We start from the raw sequence: 19,240 nt of genomic DNA, 5'->3' as shown, positions 1-19,240 counted from the left end.
TCCAACGTCTAATTGTTGATAGCGAAAAATTCTTCACAGATCATACCAAAAAGACCGGGAATTGATAGTAGTTCTCATTACTATTTACAACTTTCTGGCTGTTTTTTACGCAATTTATTGACTGGCGGCGCTCCCACGGGCACGGATGGTGAATTTTCATCACTTATACTGATGCTCAATACCGCGTGGACGGCTGCCGTGTTAACGTTAAAAAAAGGGTGAAAATGACACAGGAACTTTATGAGCAGCGAAAAAATTGAAACGGCACTGATTCGTGCCGGACGCGGCAAGCGTTATACCCAGGGGTCGGTGAATACCGTCATTCAGCGTGCTTCGTCGCTGGTCTTTGATACTGTTGCCGATAAAAAACGGGCCACCGCCGGACGGGCAGACGGTGAGCTGTTCTACGGTCGCCGTGGCACCCTGACCCACTTCTCGCTGCAGGAGGCAATGGCCGAACTGGAAGGCGGCGCCGGCTGTGCGCTGTACCCGTGCGGTGCGGCGGCAGTCTCCAATGCCATTCTGGCGTTTGTGTCTGCCGGGGATAACGTGCTGATGAGCGGCAGCGTGTATGAGCCCACGCAGGATTTTTGCACCAAAATCCTCAGTAAGCTGGGGGTGACCACCACCTGGTTTGATCACAGCACCGGCAGTGAGATCGCTGATCTCGTCCAGCCCAATACCCGCGTAGTATTCCTGGAGTCCCCGGCGTCGATCACCATGGAAGTACAGGATGTTCCGGCGATCGTCGCGGCGATCCGCCGTAAGGCCCCGGAAACAATTATCATGATTGATAATACCTGGGGCGCGGGCATCCTTTTCCGGGCGCTGGACTTCGGTGTGGATATCTCCATTCAGGCCGGGACCAAATACCTGATTGGTCACTCGGATGCGATGATTGGCACCGCCGTCGCCAACGAACGCTGCTGGGAACAGCTGCGGGAAAACTCCTATCTGATGGGGCAGATGGCCGATGCCGATACGGCCTATATGACCAGCCGTGGCCTGCGTACGCTGGCAGTTCGCCTGCGGCAGCACGAGGAGAGCAGCCTGCGGGTTGCACACTGGCTGGCAGAACGGCCAGAAGTCGCCGTGGTGAATCACCCTGCTCTGCCGCAGTGTAAAGGGCATGCATTCTGGCTGCGTGACTTCACCGGCAGCAGCGGTCTGTTTTCCTTTATACTGAAAGAAAGACTGAGTGATGTTCAGCTGGCGGACTACCTGGATAACTTCAGCCATTTCAGTATGGCGTACTCCTGGGGCGGTTATGAATCGCTGATTCTGGCTAACCAGCCGGAAGAACTGGCCGCCATCCGTCCGGCGGGCGGTATTGATTTTACCGGTACCCTGGTACGCGTACATATCGGGCTGGAAAATGTTGACGATCTGATTGAGGATTTAGCGGCTGGTTTTGCACGCCTGAACCGCTAAGGGCGATGAACATCAACAATTGATCAATGGGATAATGAGTTCGCGCCTTTGATCAAGGTGCCGGAGCGCTTTTGCAGGTACACTAGGCAGCAACGTTTTCATCGCCACCCTCATCGATGCGAGAGGTGGCACCGTCTGACCCGGTTCAGTCATCACGACTGGCATGGGGAGCGTTAAAAAAGACAGGTCATGGGTTTAACGGGATAACGAATGGGTGTACTACACGAGATTGTTCAGGCGCTCTGGCATCAGGATTTTGCCGCGCTGGCCAATCCGGACGTAATTTGGATCGTCTATGGCATTATGTTCCTGACACTGTTTCTGGAAAATGGCCTGTTACCTGCCGCATTTTTACCCGGTGACAGCCTGCTGCTGCTCGCCGGAGCGATGATTGCCAAAGGCGTGATGGCGTTTATTCCGACATTGCTGATCCTGACGACAGCCGCCAGCCTCGGGTGCTGGCTGGGGTATCTCCAGGGCCGCTGGCTGGGGAACACCCGGCTGGTCAAAGGCTGGCTGCTGCATTTACCGGCACAGTACCACCAGCGTGCATGGAATCTGTTTAATCGCCACGGTTTGATGGCGCTGCTGGTTGGCCGCTTTCTGGCCTTCGTGCGGACGATATTACCGACGCTGGCAGGGATTTCCGGCCTGAAAAACGGGCGGTTCCAGCTCTTTAACTGGATGAGTGGTGTGCTGTGGGTAGGGATTCTGGTCGGGTTTGGTTACACCATCAGTCAGGTGCCGTTTATTAAACGTCATGAAGATCAGGTGATGGCCTGTCTGATGATCCTGCCGCTGATCATGCTGACGATTGGCCTGATCGGCAGTATTGCCCTGGTGGTAAAAGGCAAAAAAGCCCGGTAATGACCGGGCTGGATATCACGCGGGGCAGCGCGCTGTGCCCGCCCCGCGTCAGTCAGCGGATTACAGCTGCTCTGCGGTGGTTTCCACCAGCGCCAGCAGGACCTGAATATCCTGCAGGGTGACGGTGGGATTTAATAGCGTCATCTTCAGGCAGGTTACCCCGTCCGATTCTGTCACTCCCACGTTAGCCCGTCCCGAATCCAGCAGCGCATCACCAATTTTCTGATTCAGCAGTGCGATAGCCGCATCATCCGCGCCAGCCAGGGAGGCCGGACGATAGCGGAACAGCACGCTGGCCAGCTGTGGCTCCATCACCAACTCCAGTGACGGCTGCTCAGTGACGTACTGTGCCACCTGCTGCGCCAGGGTAACACCGTGGTCGATGATTTCAGCGTACTGCTGCTGGCCCAGCGCCTCAAGGCCCATCCACAGCTTCAGCGCATCGAAACGGCGGGTGGTTTGCAGCGATTTGGACACCAGGTTAGGCACGCCCTGCGCTTCATCGAACTCGGAGTTCAGGTATGCCGCCTGGTAGCGCATCAGCTCGTAGTGACGTGCCTCTTTCAACAGGAACGCGCCGCAGCTGATGGTCTGGAAGAACTGCTTGTGGAAGTCCAGCGTGACGGAGTCCACCAGTTCAATGCCGTCCAGGTAGTCGCGGTATTTCTCAGACAGCAGCAGCGCCCCGCCCCATGCCGCATCCACATGCACCCAGATCTGATGTTCTGCCGCCAGGCTGGCAATCGCCCGCAGCGGGTCAATAGCCCCCGCGTCAGTGGTGCCTGCGGTGGCCACAATCGCCAGAATCTGTTCGCCGTTGGCCTGTGCCTGAGCAATCTTTTCCGCCAGGTCATTGACGTCCATGCGTGCAAAGCGGTCGGTTTTCACCAGCGTAACGGAACGGTAACCCAGTCCCATCAGTGCCATATTCTTCTGCACGGAGAAGTGCGCATTTTCGGAACAGAACACTTTGATCTTGCTCAGATCGCCTGGCAGCCCGTCCTGCTGGACAGAATGGCCAATGCGCGCAAAGAAGGCATCGCGCGCCAGCATCAGGCCCATCAGATTACTCTGGGTGCCACCGCTGGTGAACACTCCGGCATCACCCGGCTGGTAGCCTACCTGCGTGCGCAACCATTCGATCAGCTTCACCTCAATAATGGTAGCCGACGGGCTCTGATCCCAGGAGTCCATACTCTGGTTAGTGGCGTTAATCAGCACTTCCGCCGCCTGGCTGACCACCAGACTCGGGCAGTGCAGGTGGGCAACGCACTGTGGGTGATGAACCGACAGGCTGTCTTTTAAGAAGAATTCGACCGCACGCTCAATCGCGGCCTGGTTACCCAGGCCCTGAGAGGTGAAGTCCAGCTGGATGCGCTCACGCAGTTCAGCCACGCTTTTTCCCTGATACATTTCAGGCTGTTGCAGCCACTGCACCACGGCTTCGCTGGTCTGTTTAATCGCTTGCTGATACGCATCCGTGCTTTGCGCTGACGCGGCCAGAATCGGGTTTAACCGGGACATCACTTACTCCAGTTATACAGGTTTGACGCCAGCAGACAGCAGGGCGTGTTCGAATTTGTCCAGGAAAACACCCAGCTCTTCATTGGTGATCAACAGGGACGGCAGCAGACGCAGCACACAGCCGTGACGACCACCACGCTCCAGGATCAGACCGTTTTCGAAGCATTTCTTCTGAAGCAGTGCGGACAGCTCGCCGTCGGCCGGATGGCAGCCCATATGATCCGCCGCTTCCTGTGGCTTAACCAGCTCAATACCGATCATCAGGCCCAGACCGCGAACGTGGCCAATCACCGGATAGCGCTTCTGCAGTTCAGCCAGTTTGCCTTTCAGCCACTCGCCCTGCTCTGCCACTTTCGCCGCCACGTTATTGTCTTTCAGAATTTTCAGCGTAGTCAGGCCGGTGGCCATCGCCAGCTGGTTGCCGCGGAAGGTCCCGGTATGGTGGCCAGGAGACCAGGCATCGAACTGCTTTTTGATGCCCAGCACGGCCAGAGGCAGACCGCCGCCGACGGCTTTTGACATCACAATGATGTCCGGTTCAATGCCCGCGTGTTCAAAGGCGAACTGTTTACCGGTACGGCAGAAACCGGCCTGGACTTCATCAATGATCAGCAGAATACCGTGTTCCTGAGTGACCTTACGGATACGCTGCAGCCACTCGGCCGGTGCCGGGTTCACCCCGCCCTCGCCCTGTACGGCTTCCAGGATCACGGCCGCAGGCTTGCGCACGCCGCTCTCAACGTCGTTGATCAGATTATCGAAGTAGTAGGTCAGCGCTTTAACACCGGCTTCACCGCCAATCCCCAGCGGGCAACGGTACTGGTGCGGATAAGGCATAAACTGCACTTCCGGCATCATGCCATCGACCGCTTCTTTTGGTGACAGGTTACCGGTCACGGACAGCGCGCCGTGGGTCATGCCGTGGTAACCACCGGAGAAGCTGATCACACCGGCGCGGCCGGTCACTTTTTTCGCCAGCTTCAGCGCGGCTTCAACCGCATCAGCACCGGATGGGCCGGTGAACTGCAGGCAGTACTCTTTCCCCTGACCTGGCAGTAAGGACAGCAGGTATTCAGAGAACTGGTCTTTTAACGGCGTTGTCAGGTCTAGAGTATGTAACGGCAAGCCGCTGGTAATGACATTCTGGATGCTCTGTAAAACGTCCGGATGGTTATGTCCAAGCGCCAGCGTTCCCGCGCCGGCAAGGCAGTCAAGATAGTGATTATTTTCAACATCAGTGATCCAAACACCCTGAGCTTTCGCAATTGCAAACGGCAATTTACGGGGATAGCTCCTTACATTAGATTCAAACTCAGCCTGTCTGGCTAAATAGGTCTCATTGTTTCCATCAAAAGATTTGGCATCTAAAGTATCAATACGGACTTTATCCGTCATCATATCTCTCCTACAACCGGGGGTTTGTTTAACGCCGCAGTTGAATTAATTGAATTAAGTAATAAGTGGGCCATGCATAAAACGCGGCCAATATATGGCTTTTTAAGTATCTTCTCAATACATTATTTTATTTAGATTTTCTTACTAATTATCAACGTGTTGTTAATTTTTTTCCCGCTAAACCGTTGATATAATGCCCCCAGGCGGATCGTCACCTACCCCACCTGACGCATCCGGGACATCTCTTCGCCTGGCGTGACGCCAAAGTAGCGTTTAAATTCGCGTGAAAATTGCGACGGGCTTTCATAGCCGACCCGGATGGCCGCGACGCTGGCCTTCATTCCTTCCTGCAACATCATCATGCGCGCCTGATGCAGGCGATAGCTTTTCAGATACTGCAGTGGTGACGTACTGGTCACCGCTTTAAAGTTATGGTGAAACGCCGAGACGCTCATATTGGCTTCGGCCGCCAGCAGGTCAACGCTGAGATTGTCGGTAAAGTGGTGCTCAATGCGGCGCAGCGCACGGGCAATCTGGCTGAACTGGGTCTGCCGGCTGACCAGCGCCAGTAGTGCGCCGCCACAGGGCCCCTGCAGGACGTGGTAGAGAATTTCACGCACAATCTGCGGGCCCAGTACGCGGGCATCGCGCGGATGGCGCATCACGTCCAGCAGCCGTTCGGTCGCGCACAGCATCGCTTCGGTCAGCAGCGCCGAGTGAATACCCCGCGTTTGCGGCTCTGGACGAAAGCCGTCGTCGTCCCCGATATCAATCAGCAGATCCTGCAGCTTCAGCGCATCGACGCGCAGCGACAGTCCCGCCAGCGGCTGTTCCGGCGTGGCGAAGGTTTCACACTCAAACGGCAGCGGCACGGTAAGCATCAGATACTTGGTGGCGTCATACTGAAATACGCTGTTGCCGAGATAGCCGGTTTTCTGCCCCTGAAACAGGATCACAATGGCCGGCTGATACATCACCGGCTGGCGTGCCCAGTAACGGTCAGCGTGTATGAGGGAGATCCCCGGCACCGGAGCCACCTGATGTTTATCGCCGGTCACCAGACTGATGACCTGTTGCGCCAGCCGGGCGCAGATTGCCTGTCTATCCATTTTGATTCCCGCCTGCAGAATGAAACCCGGGCGTATCATCGCCCTGGTTCCGGTATTTCTCCACCCCTTTGGAGGATCAGGCAAGAAACAGGCAGAAATGAGCATTGAGCCATGCCCGGCCGCTGGCGACAATTGAACGCCGGATCCAGCCGATACCCCTTTCAACAGGATTGCCCGTGATGAATAATTTTGTTCTGCATACCCCGACCCGTATTCTGTTCGGCCAGGGGCAGATCGCCCATCTGGCTGCTGAAATTCCGGCGGGCAGCAGAGTGCTTGTCACCTTCGGCGGTGGCAGCGTGAAAAACAACGGCGTGATGGCGCAGGTGTATCACGCCCTCGAGGGCTTCGACGTCCAGGCGTTCGGCGGTATTGAGCCTAACCCCAGTTTTGAAACGCTGATGCAGGCGGTTGAGGTGGTGAAGCGTGAAAAGATCACCTTCCTGCTGGCCGTCGGTGGAGGATCCGTGCTCGACGGCACCAAGTTTATCGCCGCCGCCGCGTTTTATCCGCAGGACCCGTGGCATATTCTGCAAACAGGTGGCACAGACATCCAGCAGGCACTGCCGATCGGCTCCGTGCTGACGCTGCCTGCCACTGGTTCAGAGTCTAACCGCAGTGCGGTGATCACCCGCCGTGCCACTCAGGATAAGCAGGCCTTCCGCAGCCATCATGTTTTCCCGCGCTTTGCCGTGCTGGATCCGGTTTATACCTATAGCCTGCCGCCGCGCCAGATCGCCAACGGCATAGTGGATGCGTTTGTGCATACGATTGAACAGTACCTGACGTATCCGGTCGAGGCCTGCGTGCAGGATCGTTTTGCCGAAGGTCTGCTGCTGACCTTGATCGGGGAAGGCCCGAAAGCACTGGCCGAACCGGAAAATTACGACGTCCGCGCCAACGTCATGTGGAGCGCGACCCTGGCGCTGAACGGTCTGATCGGGGCCGGCGTGCCGCAGGACTGGGCCACGCATATGCTGGGCCACGAAATCACGGCGTTACATGGGCTGGATCACGCCCAAACGCTGGCGATCGTCCTGCCCTCGCTGATGAATATTCAGCGCGCGACCAAACGTAAGAAGCTGCTGCAGTACGCCGCCCGCGTCTGGGGGATAAACGACGGCAACGATGAAGAGCGCATCGATGCCGCCATCGCCGCCACCCGCAATTTCTTTGAGCAGATGGGCGTACCGACGCGCTTCAGGGACTATCAGCTCGACGGTTCTTCAATCCCGCAGCTGCTGAAAAAGCTGGAGGAAAAAGGCCTGACCGCACTGGGTGAACATCAGGATATTTCCCCTGAGGTCAGCCGTCAGATTTATCTGGATGCCCGTTAATCCCTCCCCGAGTCCTGTGTATCAACTAGACTTAGAGTCATTAACCGGTGCCCGCGCACCGGTTCACACGCTGATAAGGAGATAACATGGCAGATCAACCGATTATTAAACTGCACGATGGCAATATGATGCCCCAGCTTGGCCTGGGTGTCTGGCAGGCCAGTATTGATGAGGCCCGCGCCGCCGCCGTGAAAGCACTCTCCGTCGGTTATCGCTCCATTGATACCGCCGCCATCTATAAGAACGAAGAGGGTATCGGCCAGGCATTACAGGAAACGGACGTGGCACGTGAGGATATCTTCGTGACCACCAAGCTGTGGAATGACGATCAGCTTAACGCGCCTCAGGCACTGGAAACCAGCCTGAAGAAACTGCAGCTCGACAGCGTCGATCTCTATCTGATGCACTGGCCCTGCCCGGCAAAGGACAACTTTGTTGAAGCGTGGAAAGCGATGATTGAACTGCAAAAGCAGGGGCTGACGAAAAGCATCGGCGTCTGTAACTTCAACGAGCCGCACCTGAAGCGCCTGCTGGATGAAACCGGCGTCAGCCCGGTGATCAACCAGGTGGAGCTGCATCCGATGCTGCAACAGCGCACGCTGCATGCCTGGAATGCCCTGCATCAGATCCAGACTGAATCCTGGAGCCCGCTGGCCCAGGGCGGCAAAGGCGTTTTCGACAAAGACGTGATCAAACAGCTGGCGAAGAAATACGATAAAACGCCGGCTCAGATTGTGATCCGCTGGCACCTCGACAGTGGTCTGGTGGTGATCCCGAAATCGGTCACGCCTTCGCGCATTGAAGAGAACTTTAAGGTGTTCGACTTCCGCCTGCAAAAAACGGAAATCAGTGAGATTGCAGCACTGGATGAGGGGAACCGCCTGGGGCCGGACCCGGATGAGCTGAATTAAGCGGAGGCAGCGCGTGGGACGACGGAAAACAGGTCGTCCTCATTTCCCCGCTGCGGCACGCCTGACGGCAATGCTGAGCCCGTCACCGCAGCACCTTAACCCATAGGCTGCGGTGACGGGCTCACCGCCAGCTGCCCCGCCGTCCCGCGATCGGCCAGTTCCAGCGTCTGGCTGTAATAGGTAAACGGGAAATGCTCGGACGAGGCCTGGGTAAAGGACACGAACAGCTCCACGTCACCGTCCACCCACAGCGTATCTTTCCAGCCGCGATCTTCCGCCATGGGTTGTGCCCCGTTCACGCTTTTAATCAGGAACATCACCCCCTGAATATGGAATGACTGCGGCAGGTCGGCGTGAATAATCCAGCGCTCAAAGCTCCCCTGCTGCGCCTGCACATCAATCCTGTTCATATCCCACAGCGCGCCGTTGATGCCCGGCATTGAGTCGCCTAAGCGGAACTCACGCGTGCGGCTGACGGCCCCCTCAATCACCTGATCTGCCAGCAACCGCATCGGCAGATTGTCGGTCACCAGCGGTAGCAAGCCGGTGGGACGCAGCGTCAGGATCAGCGTCGAGGTGAGGATAGAGGACGGTTCAAAGAAGCCGCGCAGGCGGTCAACAATGCCGGCGGCCTCGCCGGCCGTAATCGACACTTCATCGCCCTGGGACATATCCACGAGGATTTCGCGCCGTTCACCCGGTGCCAGCGACAGCTGCTCTACCGCCACCGGTGCAGGCAGAAAACCCTGATCGCTGGCAATGACATTGAACGGCCGGCTGTCGCTCATCCGCAGCTGATAGCGGCGCGCGTTTGAAGCATTGAGCAGGCGCAGGCGTACCCAGCCGCGGGAGACTTCCAGATACGGATTCTGCACGCCGTTGACCAGCAGCGTGTCCCCCACAAACCCACCGCTGCCCGGCGGGTCATATTCCGCTGCGCCAAAATTATCCAGCCGTTTATCCTGAATAATCAGCGGAAAATCATCCACCCCGTAATGGTTAGGGATGGGCAGGGATTTGCTGATCTCATCTTCCACCAGCCACATGCCCGCCAGCCCGTTGTAAACGTGGGGCGCCATGCGATTCGGGGTATTGGCATGATACCAGCAGGTGGCCGCTGACTGACGGATCGGCACCACCGGTGCCCAGTCTACCCCTGGCGACATCATGCGCGCTGCGCCGCCCATCAGCACGCCGGGCACCTGAAGACCGCTCACCGTCATGGAGACGGGTTCATTCAGGCGGTTGCTGTAGATCAGCTTCACGTCGTCGCCATTCCATACGCGCACCGTCGGGCCAAGATAGTGGCCGTTAATGCCCCATACCGGCACTTTATTACTGCCGTTAAAAGACCAGTGGCTGCGCTGCAGCGTCAGGAACAGCGGCTGTCCGCGACGTGATTCAATTAAAGGAGGAACGGGTAGCGCGCTGGCCTGCCCGGCAGCGCGGGCGCTGAAAGGAACAGCAGTGGCACAAAGGGCAATACCCGAGGCTTGAATAAACTGACGTCGACTGAAGGACATACCCTCTCCGTAAGTCAAAACCGGCCGCCACAGCGACCGTATTCCATTTTTATCATTATGCGCGGGCTGTGTATCCGCGAGATGTGCTGCCGTCAAAATACAAACGACATCGCCGTCGTCACGGCCACTGCGTTAATTTATAGCTTACCTGACGCTTCCCGTGCGGCAACTTCAGCATTTAACTCATCCAGCTTTGCTGACATCAGTTCGCGACAGTGGGTGGCCAGCTTGCGCACGGACTGCTCGGCAAAGGCCTGCGTGTCAACCGGCGGCAGCATTTCCACAATCGCCAGTCCATTTTTCAGGCGGTTCAGTTTAATTTTACCGTGCGTATTTGACACCACCACCGGAATAATCGGCACACCCGCCGCCACTGCCGCATGGAAGGCACCGGTTTTAAACGGCAGCAGACCACGGCCCCGGCTGCGCGTCCCTTCCGGGAACATCAGGAAAGAGATCCGCTTACGTTTAAACTGATCCACCAGTTCACCGATAGTGCCGTGTGCTTTAGCACGGTTATCCCGGTCAATCAGCAGGTTACCGGTGAGCCAGTAGAGCAGACCAAAGAACGGGACCCACAGCAGACTGCGTTTACCCACGGTCACTGTCGTGGGCTGCACCATTTTGGCCGCGGTGATCATGTCGTAATTGTTCTGGTGGTTACAGATATAGATCGCGTTGGGATAGTCTTCTGCGCCGACGGGTTTCCGCAACTCAACTTTCAGGCCAAACACCGGAGCCAGACGCCCGAAAAGGTGGCCAAACGTGGCAACGTGGCGGGGATCGCGCGGACTGAACAAACAGTAAATACAGCCAAAGACACATAACAGTATTGAATAAATCACGACGATCATAAGACGTAAAATAGCGAGCATAACAACCTCATTATCACTTGCAGGTATCGCGCCAGGCAGCGCCAGGCGCGCCTGAGCTTATTCTATTTTTTCTGACAGCACATCCGCCTGCGTATCCGTGATACGCAGGCGGGCAGAGCGCATTACTCTTCGCTGTCATCCACAGGGGCTGGACGGGCCGGGCCATCGACATCCACCCGGTCAATGCGCTGCAGGCCACGCGGCAGCAGCGTGCCGCGACGGCCACGTTCGGCGCGGAACTTCTGCAGATCGGCCGCTTTCAGCGTCAGTTTACGCTTACCGACGTGCAGCGTAATGTCACTTTGCGGCGTCAGCAGCAGGAGCCAGGCCAGCTTATCCTCACCGGAGGCCGCCTGGGCCGACGGAATCGAGACAATCTTATTGCCCTTGCCTTTAGACAGCTGCGGCAAATCGCCCACCGGGAACATCAGCATCCGCCCGGCGCTGGTGATCGCCAGCAGCAGGTCGTCGTTGCTGTGGATCGCCATCGGGGTCATCACTCTGGCGTTGGCAGGCAGCGTCAGCAGCGCTTTACCGGCACGGTTACGGGAAATCAGATCGCTGAAGGTGCAGACAAAACCATAGCCGGCATCAGAGGCCATCAGCAGTTTTTGATCCTCCTCCTCCATCAGCACCTGTTCGATCACCGCGCCAGGCGGTGGCGTCAGTTTGCCCGTCAGCGGTTCACCCTGACCGCGTGCCGATGGCAGGGTGATCGGGTCCAGCGCATAGCTGCGCCCGGTCGAGTCAATAAAGGCCACCGGCTGGTTGCTCTTGCCGCGCGCGGCGGCACGGAAGCTGTCCCCGGCTTTGTAGCTGAGGCCTGCCGGGTCGATATCATGTCCCTTGGCACTGCGCACCCAGCCACTCTGTGACAGCACGATAGTCACCGGCTCGGACGGCACCAGCTCGCTTTCACTGATCGCTTTCGCTTCTTCGCGTTCGCGCAGCGGAGAACGGCGGTCATCCCCGTAAGCATCGCTGTCAGCCTGCAGCTCTTTTTTCAGCAGCGTATTCATTTTGCGCTCAGAGGCCAGCAGCCCTTCCAGATACGCCCGCTCTTTTTCCAGTTCATCCTGCTCACCGCGAATTTTCATCTCTTCCAGTTTGGCGAGATGGCGGAGTTTCAGCTCGAGGATGGCTTCAGCCTGGGTTTCAGAGAGGTCGAAACGCGACATCAGCACCGGCTTCGGCTCATCTTCAGAGCGGATGATATGGAGCACTTCGTCAATATTGAGGAACGCCACCAGCAAACCGCCGAGGATATGCAGGCGCTTCTGCACCTTATCCAGACGGAAGTTCAGGCGGCGACGCACCGTATCACGGCGGAACACCAGCCACTCGCTGAGGATCTCCAGCAGGTTTTTTACTGCCGGGCGATTATCAAGGCCAATCATGTTCAGGTTAATGCGGTAGCTGCGTTCCAGATCGGTGGTGGCAAACAGATGGTTCATTACCTGTTCCATATCCACACGATTGGAGCGCGGCACAATCACGAGGCGCGTCGGATTTTCGTGGTTGGATTCATCGCGCAGGTCTTCCACCATCGGCAGCTTTTTATTGCGCATCTGGGCAGCGATCTGCTCCAGCACGCGTGCCCCGGACACCTGGTGAGGCAGCGCAGTGATCACCACGTCACCGTCTTCTTTCTTCCACACCGCGCGCATCCGCACCGAACCACGACCGCTCTGGTAAATTTTGCGGATTTCGTTGCGCGGCGTAATGATCTCCGCTTCTGTCGGATAATCCGGCCCCTGAACGATATCCAGCAGCTCATCAAGCGTAGTTTTCGGGCTGTCGATCAGCGCAATGGCGGCTTTCGCGACTTCGCGCAGGTTATGCGGTGGAATATCGGTCGCCATCCCCACGGCAATACCGGTGGTGCCGTTGAGCAGAATATTCGGCAGGCGTGCCGGCAGCATTGACGGCTCCTGCATCGTGCCGTCGAAGTTAGGGACATAATCGACGGTGCCCTGACCGAGCTCTCCCAGCAGGACTTCAGCATACTTCGACAGGCGTGACTCGGTATAACGCATCGCGGCGAAGGATTTTGGATCGTCCGGTGCCCCCCAGTTCCCCTGGCCATCGACCAGCGGGTAACGATAGGAGAACGGCTGTGCCATCAGCACCATGGCTTCATAGCAGGCGCTGTCGCCGTGCGGATGGTATTTACCCAGCACGTCACCGACGGTACGGGCCGATTTTTTGAACTTAGCGTTGTTGCTCAGCCCCAGTTCCGACATTGCATACACAATGCGGCGCTGAACCGGCTTCAGGCCATCGCCAATATAAGGAAGCGCACGATCCATGATGACGTACATGGAATAGTTAAGGTACGCATTCTCGGTAAAGGTATGCAGGGCAAGGCGCTCTGCACCATCCTGCGTCAGATCAGTCATTGTTCTCTCTTCCTCACATCGCGGCGCGTTAAGGGCCAGCGGCACACAGCGGTAGGTTTGGCGAGGATAGTACCTTATCTGATAAGGGTCTGTCACAGGGATCAACGGTTAAGCCCGGCTGCAGGCAACGAAGGGTGACGGGCTCGCGCCGAAATTACGCGTTGAGCAGCAGAAAGAAGAAAGGGAATAATATGAGAACAGGATCACATTTATTTCCCTCCAGGTTAATGTGATCTTCCTCTCAAATAATTTCACCTCGCCACGTCGTTTTAATTTTGTCCCACAAAGGGACAAGCTTTAGTATTGCCCGCTGGCCTGGCAGCAACTAGATTTACTCTCATTCAGTCAGCACAAGATAAATCCAACCCGGAATGATAAATAAATAAAACTTAAGGGTGATCTGATGCAACTACTTACCTCACGACAACATAAATTGCTGAAGTATCTGCTGCAACATCAGGAACATGTCCCGGTTAAAAATATGGCCAGCTGGCTGGCCGTGTCAGAAAAAACGGTACATCGGGATATCCAGTTTATCGAAACATTATTAACCGAGTGGAATATCACGACTGATAAAAAGACAGGCATTGGTATTATGCTGATTGTCGACGATAGTCAGCGTTTAATGCTGTTAGAGCAACTGATTACGCCAGAGGAAGGGAGCGCAGAGGCGCTGGTGAATAATTCACGGCGGGTAAAAATTGCCTCGCAGCTTCTGAGCGACACACCGCGGGAAACGTCGATCAGTAAGCTGTCAGAGCGCTACTTTATCAGTAGCGCCTCTATTGTTAACGATCTGAAAATCATTGAAAGCTGGATAGCCCCGCTTGGCCTGACGCTGGTACGTGGCCAGAGCGGAACACATATCGAAGGCAGTGAAAACCATATCCGCCAGGCCATGGCCTCGCTGATTAATGATGTGATGAATTTTCAGGAACCCGGAGCAGTTAACCCTTCACGCCTTGATCCCGGCAGCTATAAAGCGCTGACGCACTATTTTGGTGAAGAGGATGTGCTTTTTGTTCAGCAGCTTTTACAGCAGATGGAACAGCAGTTAACGTATCCATTAGGGGAACCTTATTATATTAATCTCTTTACGCATATATTAATCATGATGCACCGAATGGCACTGGGGAACCCACTTATTCTTAGCGAAGAAAACATTAATCAGAAAGCCGATGAAATCGTTTTTAATATTGCACAGGGAATGGTCGACCAGGTTGAAAAAAGAATTAACAATACATTACCGTGCGATGAAGTGTGGTTTGTTTACCAATATATTATTTCATCTGGCATTGTGGTTGAAGAAAATTCCGCCAATCCGCCGCTGTACTGTCAACTGTCCAATAGTGAATCACGTCATTTAACGCTGGATTTAATCGCAACTTTTTCTGAGGTGATTAATATCAATCTCAAGGACGACCGTCTGCTACATGAAGGCCTGTTGATTCATATTAAACCCCTTCTTAACCGGCTGAAATACCATATTCGCATCCGCAATCCGCTGCTGGAGGATATTAAACAGGAACTGGGCGATATTTATCAGCTCACCGGACACGCCGTGCTGCAACTGTGCCAGCGCTTTCAGTTACCGGAGATTGCGGATGATGAGATTGGCTATCTGACCGTGCATTTTCAGGCTGCGCTGGAGCGGCAGATTGCCCATAAACGCATCCTGATCGTGTGTTCCAGCGGTGTTGGCACTTCGCATCTGCTGAAAAGCCGCATTCTGCGTGCGTTCCCTGACTGGGTGGTCGCTGGCGTGGTATCGGCCAGCACAATGATCCCGTTTTGCCAGCAGCAGGATATTGAGCTGATCATCTCAACCATTCATCTGGCCGAGCAGCCGCTGCCCGTGGTGTACGTATCGGCTTTTTTTAACGATGACGATATTAAGCGCGTCACCGAGAAGGTCATTGCCAGCAAATTACTGCAGGCAACCGATCGTATCAAGGTGTCAGAACACGTCTTTTCAACTTGTATTTAAGAGGTTTGCCGATGGATATCACTAAGATTCTCAGCGCCCGGCGCGTCAAATTAAACATGAACGCCAGCAGTAAAGACGAAGCGATCCGCGAACTGACTGATTTGCTGTATGAGGACGGTGCCCTGACCTCGAAAGAGGATTTTATGCACGACGTCTGGCTGCGTGAAGCGGAAGGTTCAACCGGGTTTGAGAATCATATTGCCATTCCGCACGGTAAATCACTGGCGGTAAAACAGACCACACTGGCTATTGGCCGCACCCGCACCGATATCCCGTGGGAAACGCTCGATGGCAGCGAAGTACGCTGCATTATTTTATTTGCGGTGCGCATGGAAGATCAAAATACCACCCATATTCGCCTTCTGTCTCAGGTGGCCTGTGCCCTGGCCGATGATGACGTGATAGCCCAACTGTTACAAGAGCAGGATGCCGACAGCATTATCGAACTGTTCAGCCAGTACGCGGAAACAGACCTCTGTTAACCCTGAAGACGAGGCATACCATGAAAATTGTTTGTGTGGCCGCCTGCACGGCAGGCATCGCGCATACCTATATCGCGCGAGAAAAACTGATTAAAGGCGCGAAGGCGCTCCACTTCGACATCCTGGTCGAAACCCAGGGCACCATCGGTACCGAGAATCCCCTGAGTGCGGCAGATATCGCTGCCGCTGACGTGGTGATCCTGGCGGTGGATATCAAAATCAACGGCGAGGAACGTTTTAAGGGTAAACCGGTGGTACGGGTAAAAACCGATGTTGTGATTAAGTCCCCGGTGAAATTCCTTGAAAAAGTGGCCGATTCGCTCGCACGCGCCTGACCACTCTGAGGGGAGATCACCATGAACAGTCAATCTAAAAAACTGGGACAAGAGATTAAGGGACATCTGTTGACCGGGATCTCATGGATGATCCCGCTGATCGTCGCCGCCGGGATCTGCATTGCGCTCGGTCAGGTGATCGGCGGCCCCGACGTCGGTAAACAGACCGGGACCGTCGCATGGATGCTGAATCAGATCGGCGGCTGGGGAATGGGCCTGATCGTCCCGCTGATCTCCGCCGCTATCGCATGGTCGGTTGCCGACCGCCCGGGTTTTGCACCGGGCCTGATCGTCGGTTTTATTTGCGGGCAGATTGGCACCGGGTTTATCGGCGGTATTCTGGGCGGCTTCCTGGTGGGCTACACCGTGCTTGTCCTTAAGCGCAGCATCAAACTTCCCGCGTCGATGCAGGGACTGATGCCAGTGATGATCCTGCCGGTGCTGAGCACGGTCATTGCCGGGCTACTGATGATGACCTTTATTGGTCAGCCGATCGTCTGGCTACAGAAAGCGCTGATCCATCTGCTGGAGTCGATGCAGGGAGGATCGAAGTTTCTGATGGGGGCGATCCTTGGCGCCATGGCCACTTTTGACTTTGGGGGGCCGGTCAATAAAACCATGTCGCTGTTCGCTGACGGCATGCTGGTCGATGGTATTTACGGCCCGGAAGCCGTGAAGTTTGTCGGTTCGATGATCCCTCCGTTTGGTATCACCCTCTCCTTCCTGCTGACGCGCAACAAGTACACTCGCGCCGAAAAAGAGGCGCTGAAGGCGGCCTTTCCGATGGGGCTTTGCATGATCACCGAAGGGGTGATCCCGATTGCGGCACGCGACCTGTTTCGCGTGGTCGGCAGCTGTGTCGTGGCGTCGGCCATTGCTGGCGGGTTGATTATGGTCTGGGGCGTTGAGGCACCGGTGCCGCACGGTGGCATGTTTGTCGTCCCGCTGTTCACTAAGCCCGTGATGTTCTGCCTGGCGCTGGGAATTGGCACTGTTATCTGCGGCGTGATGTTGTCGCTGATTAAAAAGCGCGTGACAGAAGCCGATGAAGAGTTCAACGACGTCGATGATGGCAGCCTGCGCGACGAAGACATTAAATTCACTCTGGAATAAGGAGTTGTTATGTACGCCTCAATGAAAGCCGTGATTGCCGATGCCTTTCAGCGACAGTACGCGGTGTTAGCCATTAACTGCTTCAACCTGGAAAGCGCGCGTGCGGCCATTCACGCCGCCAGTGCACAGCGCGCCCCGATTATCCTGAATATCTATCAGGGGCACTGCGAACACTTCCCACCGGCGGTCGCGCTGCCGCTGGTCAGGGCGCTGGCAGAGCAGGCCAGCGTACCGGTAGCCCTCAGTCTTGATCACGGCCGCGACTTTAGCCTGATTGGTCAGTGCTTTCGCGCCGGATTCACCGGTCTGATGATTGACGCCTCCGCTTTTCCGCTGGAGGAGAACATCCGCCAGACTCAGCAGGTGGTGCAGATGGCGCACACCGCCGGGGTTTGCGTGGAGGGTGAGCTGGGCCATATTGCTGATGCACCGGTCTATGACCTGCAGGATGCCAGCGTCAAGATGACCCGGGTGGCCGATGTGGTGCCGTTTATCACGCAAACTGGCATTGACCTGCTGGCCGTGTCGGTCGGTACCGCTCACGGTCTTTACCCTGCGGGCGTGACCCCGAAGATTGATTTTACCCGACTGGAGGCGCTGCACTGCGCCTCAACGCTACCGCTGGCCCTGCATGGCGGCAGCGGCACCCAGGCCGGGGATATTCGCCGCGTCAGCCAGCACGGTGTGGCAAAGATTAACGTTGGTGCGGCGGTGTTTGAAGCCGGAAAAAGCGCACTGCAACAGGCCCTAAAACAGCACCCTCAGGCGGAGCTCCCCGATCTGATGGCGGTGATGGAATCTGCCTGTCGCGAAGTGGTTACTGAGTATCTCAACTGGTCTGGCGCCGTGGGTAAAGCGTAACGCCTGATCCGATTCCGTTCACCCTGCATTCCGTCAGTGACCTTCACTGATGCAGGAAAGTCTTGCCCAAAATCTGACTCTTAAGGAGTACAACCATGTTGATGTCTATGCACGAACTGTTAAAACCAACCCGTGAAAATCGCTTCGCCATTGGTGCCTTTAACGTGGCCGACAGCTGCTTTATCCGCGCCGTCGTCGAACAGGCGGAAGCCAGTAACAGCCCGGCGATCATCTCCATCCACCCCAGTGAACTGGAGTTCGTGACCGATGAGTTCTTCGGCTATGTGCGTGAGCGTACCCTGCGCAGCCGTATTCCTTTTGTTATCCACCTTGATCACGGCGCATCGGTTGAGCACGTCCAGCGTGCCATTCAGTGCGGGTTTACCTCCGTGATGATTGATGGATCGCTGCTGCCGTATGAAGAAAATGTGGCGCTGACGAAGGAAGTGGTGAAGCTGGCCCATGCGGTGGGGATCTCGGTGGAAGGCGAGCTGGGCACCATTGGTGATACCGGCACGTCAGTGGAGGGCGGGGTCAGTAAGGTCATTTATACCGATCCTGATCAGGCTGAGGATTTTGTCGCCCGGACTGGCGTGGATACGCTGGCGGTCGCCATCGGCACCGCACACGGCATTTATCCAAAAGATATGAAGCCGGAGCTGCAAATGCATATCCTGCGCGAGATCTCACAGCGCGTGTCGATCCCGCTGGTGCTGCACGGCGGATCGGCCAACCCGGATGCGGAGATAGCAGAATCCGTGACGCTGGGCGTGGGTAAGATCAATATTTCCAGTGATATGAAATATGCCTATTTCGCCAAAGCGCGTGAGATCCTCAGCCGCGAAGCCTGGTGGGATCCGAATGCCATCTATCCGGAGCCGATCAAGGCGGCAAAAGCGGTGATCGCCTATAAAATGTCCCTGTTTGGATCGACGGGTAAAGCGGATTTATATCGTTAGGGTAGCTCTTTGGTTTGGGCCACTGTTTTAAGGTCCAGGGCCAGGCCTTAAGGTTAAGGGGGTTTCGCTTTCCCGCTGCGCGGGTGGAGCGACAAGGGGCGGCCAGTCGCCGCCGCCCCTTTAACTTGACCT

16 protein-coding genes are annotated in these 19,240 nt (G+C 56.1%); 10 read left to right on the top strand and 6 right to left on the bottom strand.

Features of this window, described 5'->3' with window-relative positions:
- Positions 1-240: 240 nt before the first annotated feature.
- Both metC and EPE01S_RS13275 read left to right on the top strand, forming a co-directional pair.
- Positions 241-1,431, top strand: coding sequence for a cystathionine beta-lyase (metC, locus tag EPE01S_RS13280; RefSeq protein WP_062745857.1), 1,191 nt, complete (start codon positions 241-243; stop codon positions 1,429-1,431).
- Between the two features lie 210 nt (positions 1,432-1,641).
- Positions 1,642-2,298 carry a DedA family protein gene (locus EPE01S_RS13275; RefSeq protein WP_062745854.1) on the top strand — a complete coding sequence of 219 codons (657 nt, stop codon included), beginning with the start codon at positions 1,642-1,644 and terminating at the stop codon, positions 2,296-2,298.
- 60 nt (positions 2,299-2,358) lie between these two features.
- Here EPE01S_RS13275 and EPE01S_RS13270 read toward each other — a convergent pair whose 3' ends face one another.
- The 3 genes from EPE01S_RS13270 to EPE01S_RS24190 all read right to left on the bottom strand — a co-directional run bounded on the left by EPE01S_RS13270 (position 2,359) and on the right by EPE01S_RS24190 (position 6,326).
- Positions 2,359-3,822, bottom strand: coding sequence for a pyridoxal phosphate-dependent decarboxylase family protein (locus EPE01S_RS13270; RefSeq protein ID WP_062745852.1), 1,464 nt, complete (start codon positions 3,820-3,822; stop codon positions 2,359-2,361).
- Positions 3,823-3,834: 12 nt separating this feature from the next.
- Positions 3,835-5,217, bottom strand: a complete 1,383-nt coding sequence (locus tag EPE01S_RS13265; RefSeq protein WP_062745849.1) for a diaminobutyrate--2-oxoglutarate transaminase — start codon at positions 5,215-5,217, stop codon at positions 3,835-3,837.
- A gap of 215 nt (positions 5,218-5,432) precedes the next feature.
- Positions 5,433-6,326, bottom strand: coding sequence for an AraC family transcriptional regulator (locus EPE01S_RS24190; protein ID WP_062746101.1), 894 nt, complete (start codon positions 6,324-6,326; stop codon positions 5,433-5,435).
- Between the two features lie 179 nt (positions 6,327-6,505).
- Here EPE01S_RS24190 and yqhD point away from each other — a divergent pair, with 179 nt between their 5' ends.
- Both yqhD and dkgA read left to right on the top strand, forming a co-directional pair.
- Positions 6,506-7,663: an alcohol dehydrogenase gene (gene yqhD / locus EPE01S_RS13255; RefSeq protein WP_062745848.1), complete on the top strand. Its 1,158-nt coding sequence runs from the start codon at positions 6,506-6,508 to the stop codon at positions 7,661-7,663.
- Between the two features lie 86 nt (positions 7,664-7,749).
- Positions 7,750-8,574, top strand: coding sequence for a 2,5-didehydrogluconate reductase DkgA (gene dkgA, locus EPE01S_RS13250; protein WP_062745846.1), 825 nt, complete (start codon positions 7,750-7,752; stop codon positions 8,572-8,574).
- A gap of 95 nt (positions 8,575-8,669) precedes the next feature.
- On the opposite strand, the gene ftsP is transcribed toward dkgA, so the two are convergent.
- The 3 genes from ftsP to parC all read right to left on the bottom strand — a co-directional run bounded on the left by ftsP (position 8,670) and on the right by parC (position 13,371).
- The gene (gene ftsP, locus EPE01S_RS13245; RefSeq protein WP_062745844.1) at positions 8,670-10,097 is read right to left on the bottom strand and encodes a cell division protein FtsP; all 1,428 of its coding nucleotides are present in this window, start codon (positions 10,095-10,097) and stop codon (positions 8,670-8,672) included.
- Positions 10,098-10,234: 137 nt separating this feature from the next.
- Positions 10,235-10,972 (bottom strand): 1-acylglycerol-3-phosphate O-acyltransferase, encoded by a 738-nt coding sequence (locus EPE01S_RS13240; RefSeq protein WP_062745842.1) that lies wholly within the window; start codon positions 10,970-10,972, stop codon positions 10,235-10,237.
- A 122-nt stretch (positions 10,973-11,094) separates the two neighbouring features.
- Positions 11,095-13,371, bottom strand: coding sequence for a DNA topoisomerase IV subunit A (gene parC, locus EPE01S_RS13235; protein WP_062745839.1), 2,277 nt, complete (start codon positions 13,369-13,371; stop codon positions 11,095-11,097).
- 403 nt (positions 13,372-13,774) lie between these two features.
- Here parC and EPE01S_RS13230 point away from each other — a divergent pair, with 403 nt between their 5' ends.
- From EPE01S_RS13230 to EPE01S_RS13205, 6 genes are all read left to right on the top strand, one after another.
- Positions 13,775-15,358 (top strand): BglG family transcription antiterminator, encoded by a 1,584-nt coding sequence (locus EPE01S_RS13230; protein ID WP_062745837.1) that lies wholly within the window; start codon positions 13,775-13,777, stop codon positions 15,356-15,358.
- 11 nt (positions 15,359-15,369) lie between these two features.
- On the top strand, positions 15,370-15,840 hold the full coding sequence (locus EPE01S_RS13225) for a PTS sugar transporter subunit IIA (protein WP_062745835.1): 471 nt from the start codon (positions 15,370-15,372) through the stop codon (positions 15,838-15,840).
- A 20-nt stretch (positions 15,841-15,860) separates the two neighbouring features.
- Positions 15,861-16,175 carry a PTS fructose transporter subunit IIB gene (locus EPE01S_RS13220; RefSeq protein ID WP_062745833.1) on the top strand — a complete coding sequence of 105 codons (315 nt, stop codon included), beginning with the start codon at positions 15,861-15,863 and terminating at the stop codon, positions 16,173-16,175.
- A 21-nt stretch (positions 16,176-16,196) separates the two neighbouring features.
- Positions 16,197-17,288: a PTS fructose transporter subunit IIC gene (locus EPE01S_RS13215; RefSeq protein WP_062745831.1), complete on the top strand. Its 1,092-nt coding sequence runs from the start codon at positions 16,197-16,199 to the stop codon at positions 17,286-17,288.
- A 9-nt stretch (positions 17,289-17,297) separates the two neighbouring features.
- The gene (locus tag EPE01S_RS13210) at positions 17,298-18,149 is read left to right on the top strand and encodes a class II fructose-bisphosphate aldolase (protein ID WP_062745829.1); all 852 of its coding nucleotides are present in this window, start codon (positions 17,298-17,300) and stop codon (positions 18,147-18,149) included.
- A 95-nt stretch (positions 18,150-18,244) separates the two neighbouring features.
- Positions 18,245-19,108 carry a ketose-bisphosphate aldolase gene (locus EPE01S_RS13205; RefSeq protein ID WP_062745826.1) on the top strand — a complete coding sequence of 288 codons (864 nt, stop codon included), beginning with the start codon at positions 18,245-18,247 and terminating at the stop codon, positions 19,106-19,108.
- Positions 19,109-19,240 lie beyond the last annotated feature (132 nt).

This window comes from Erwinia persicina NBRC 102418 (assembly GCF_001571305.1).
Lineage (GTDB): Bacteria > Pseudomonadota > Gammaproteobacteria > Enterobacterales > Enterobacteriaceae > Erwinia > Erwinia persicina.
The sequence above is the reverse complement of the archived record's forward strand: the minus strand, read 5'-3'. Positions and strand labels throughout refer to the sequence as shown.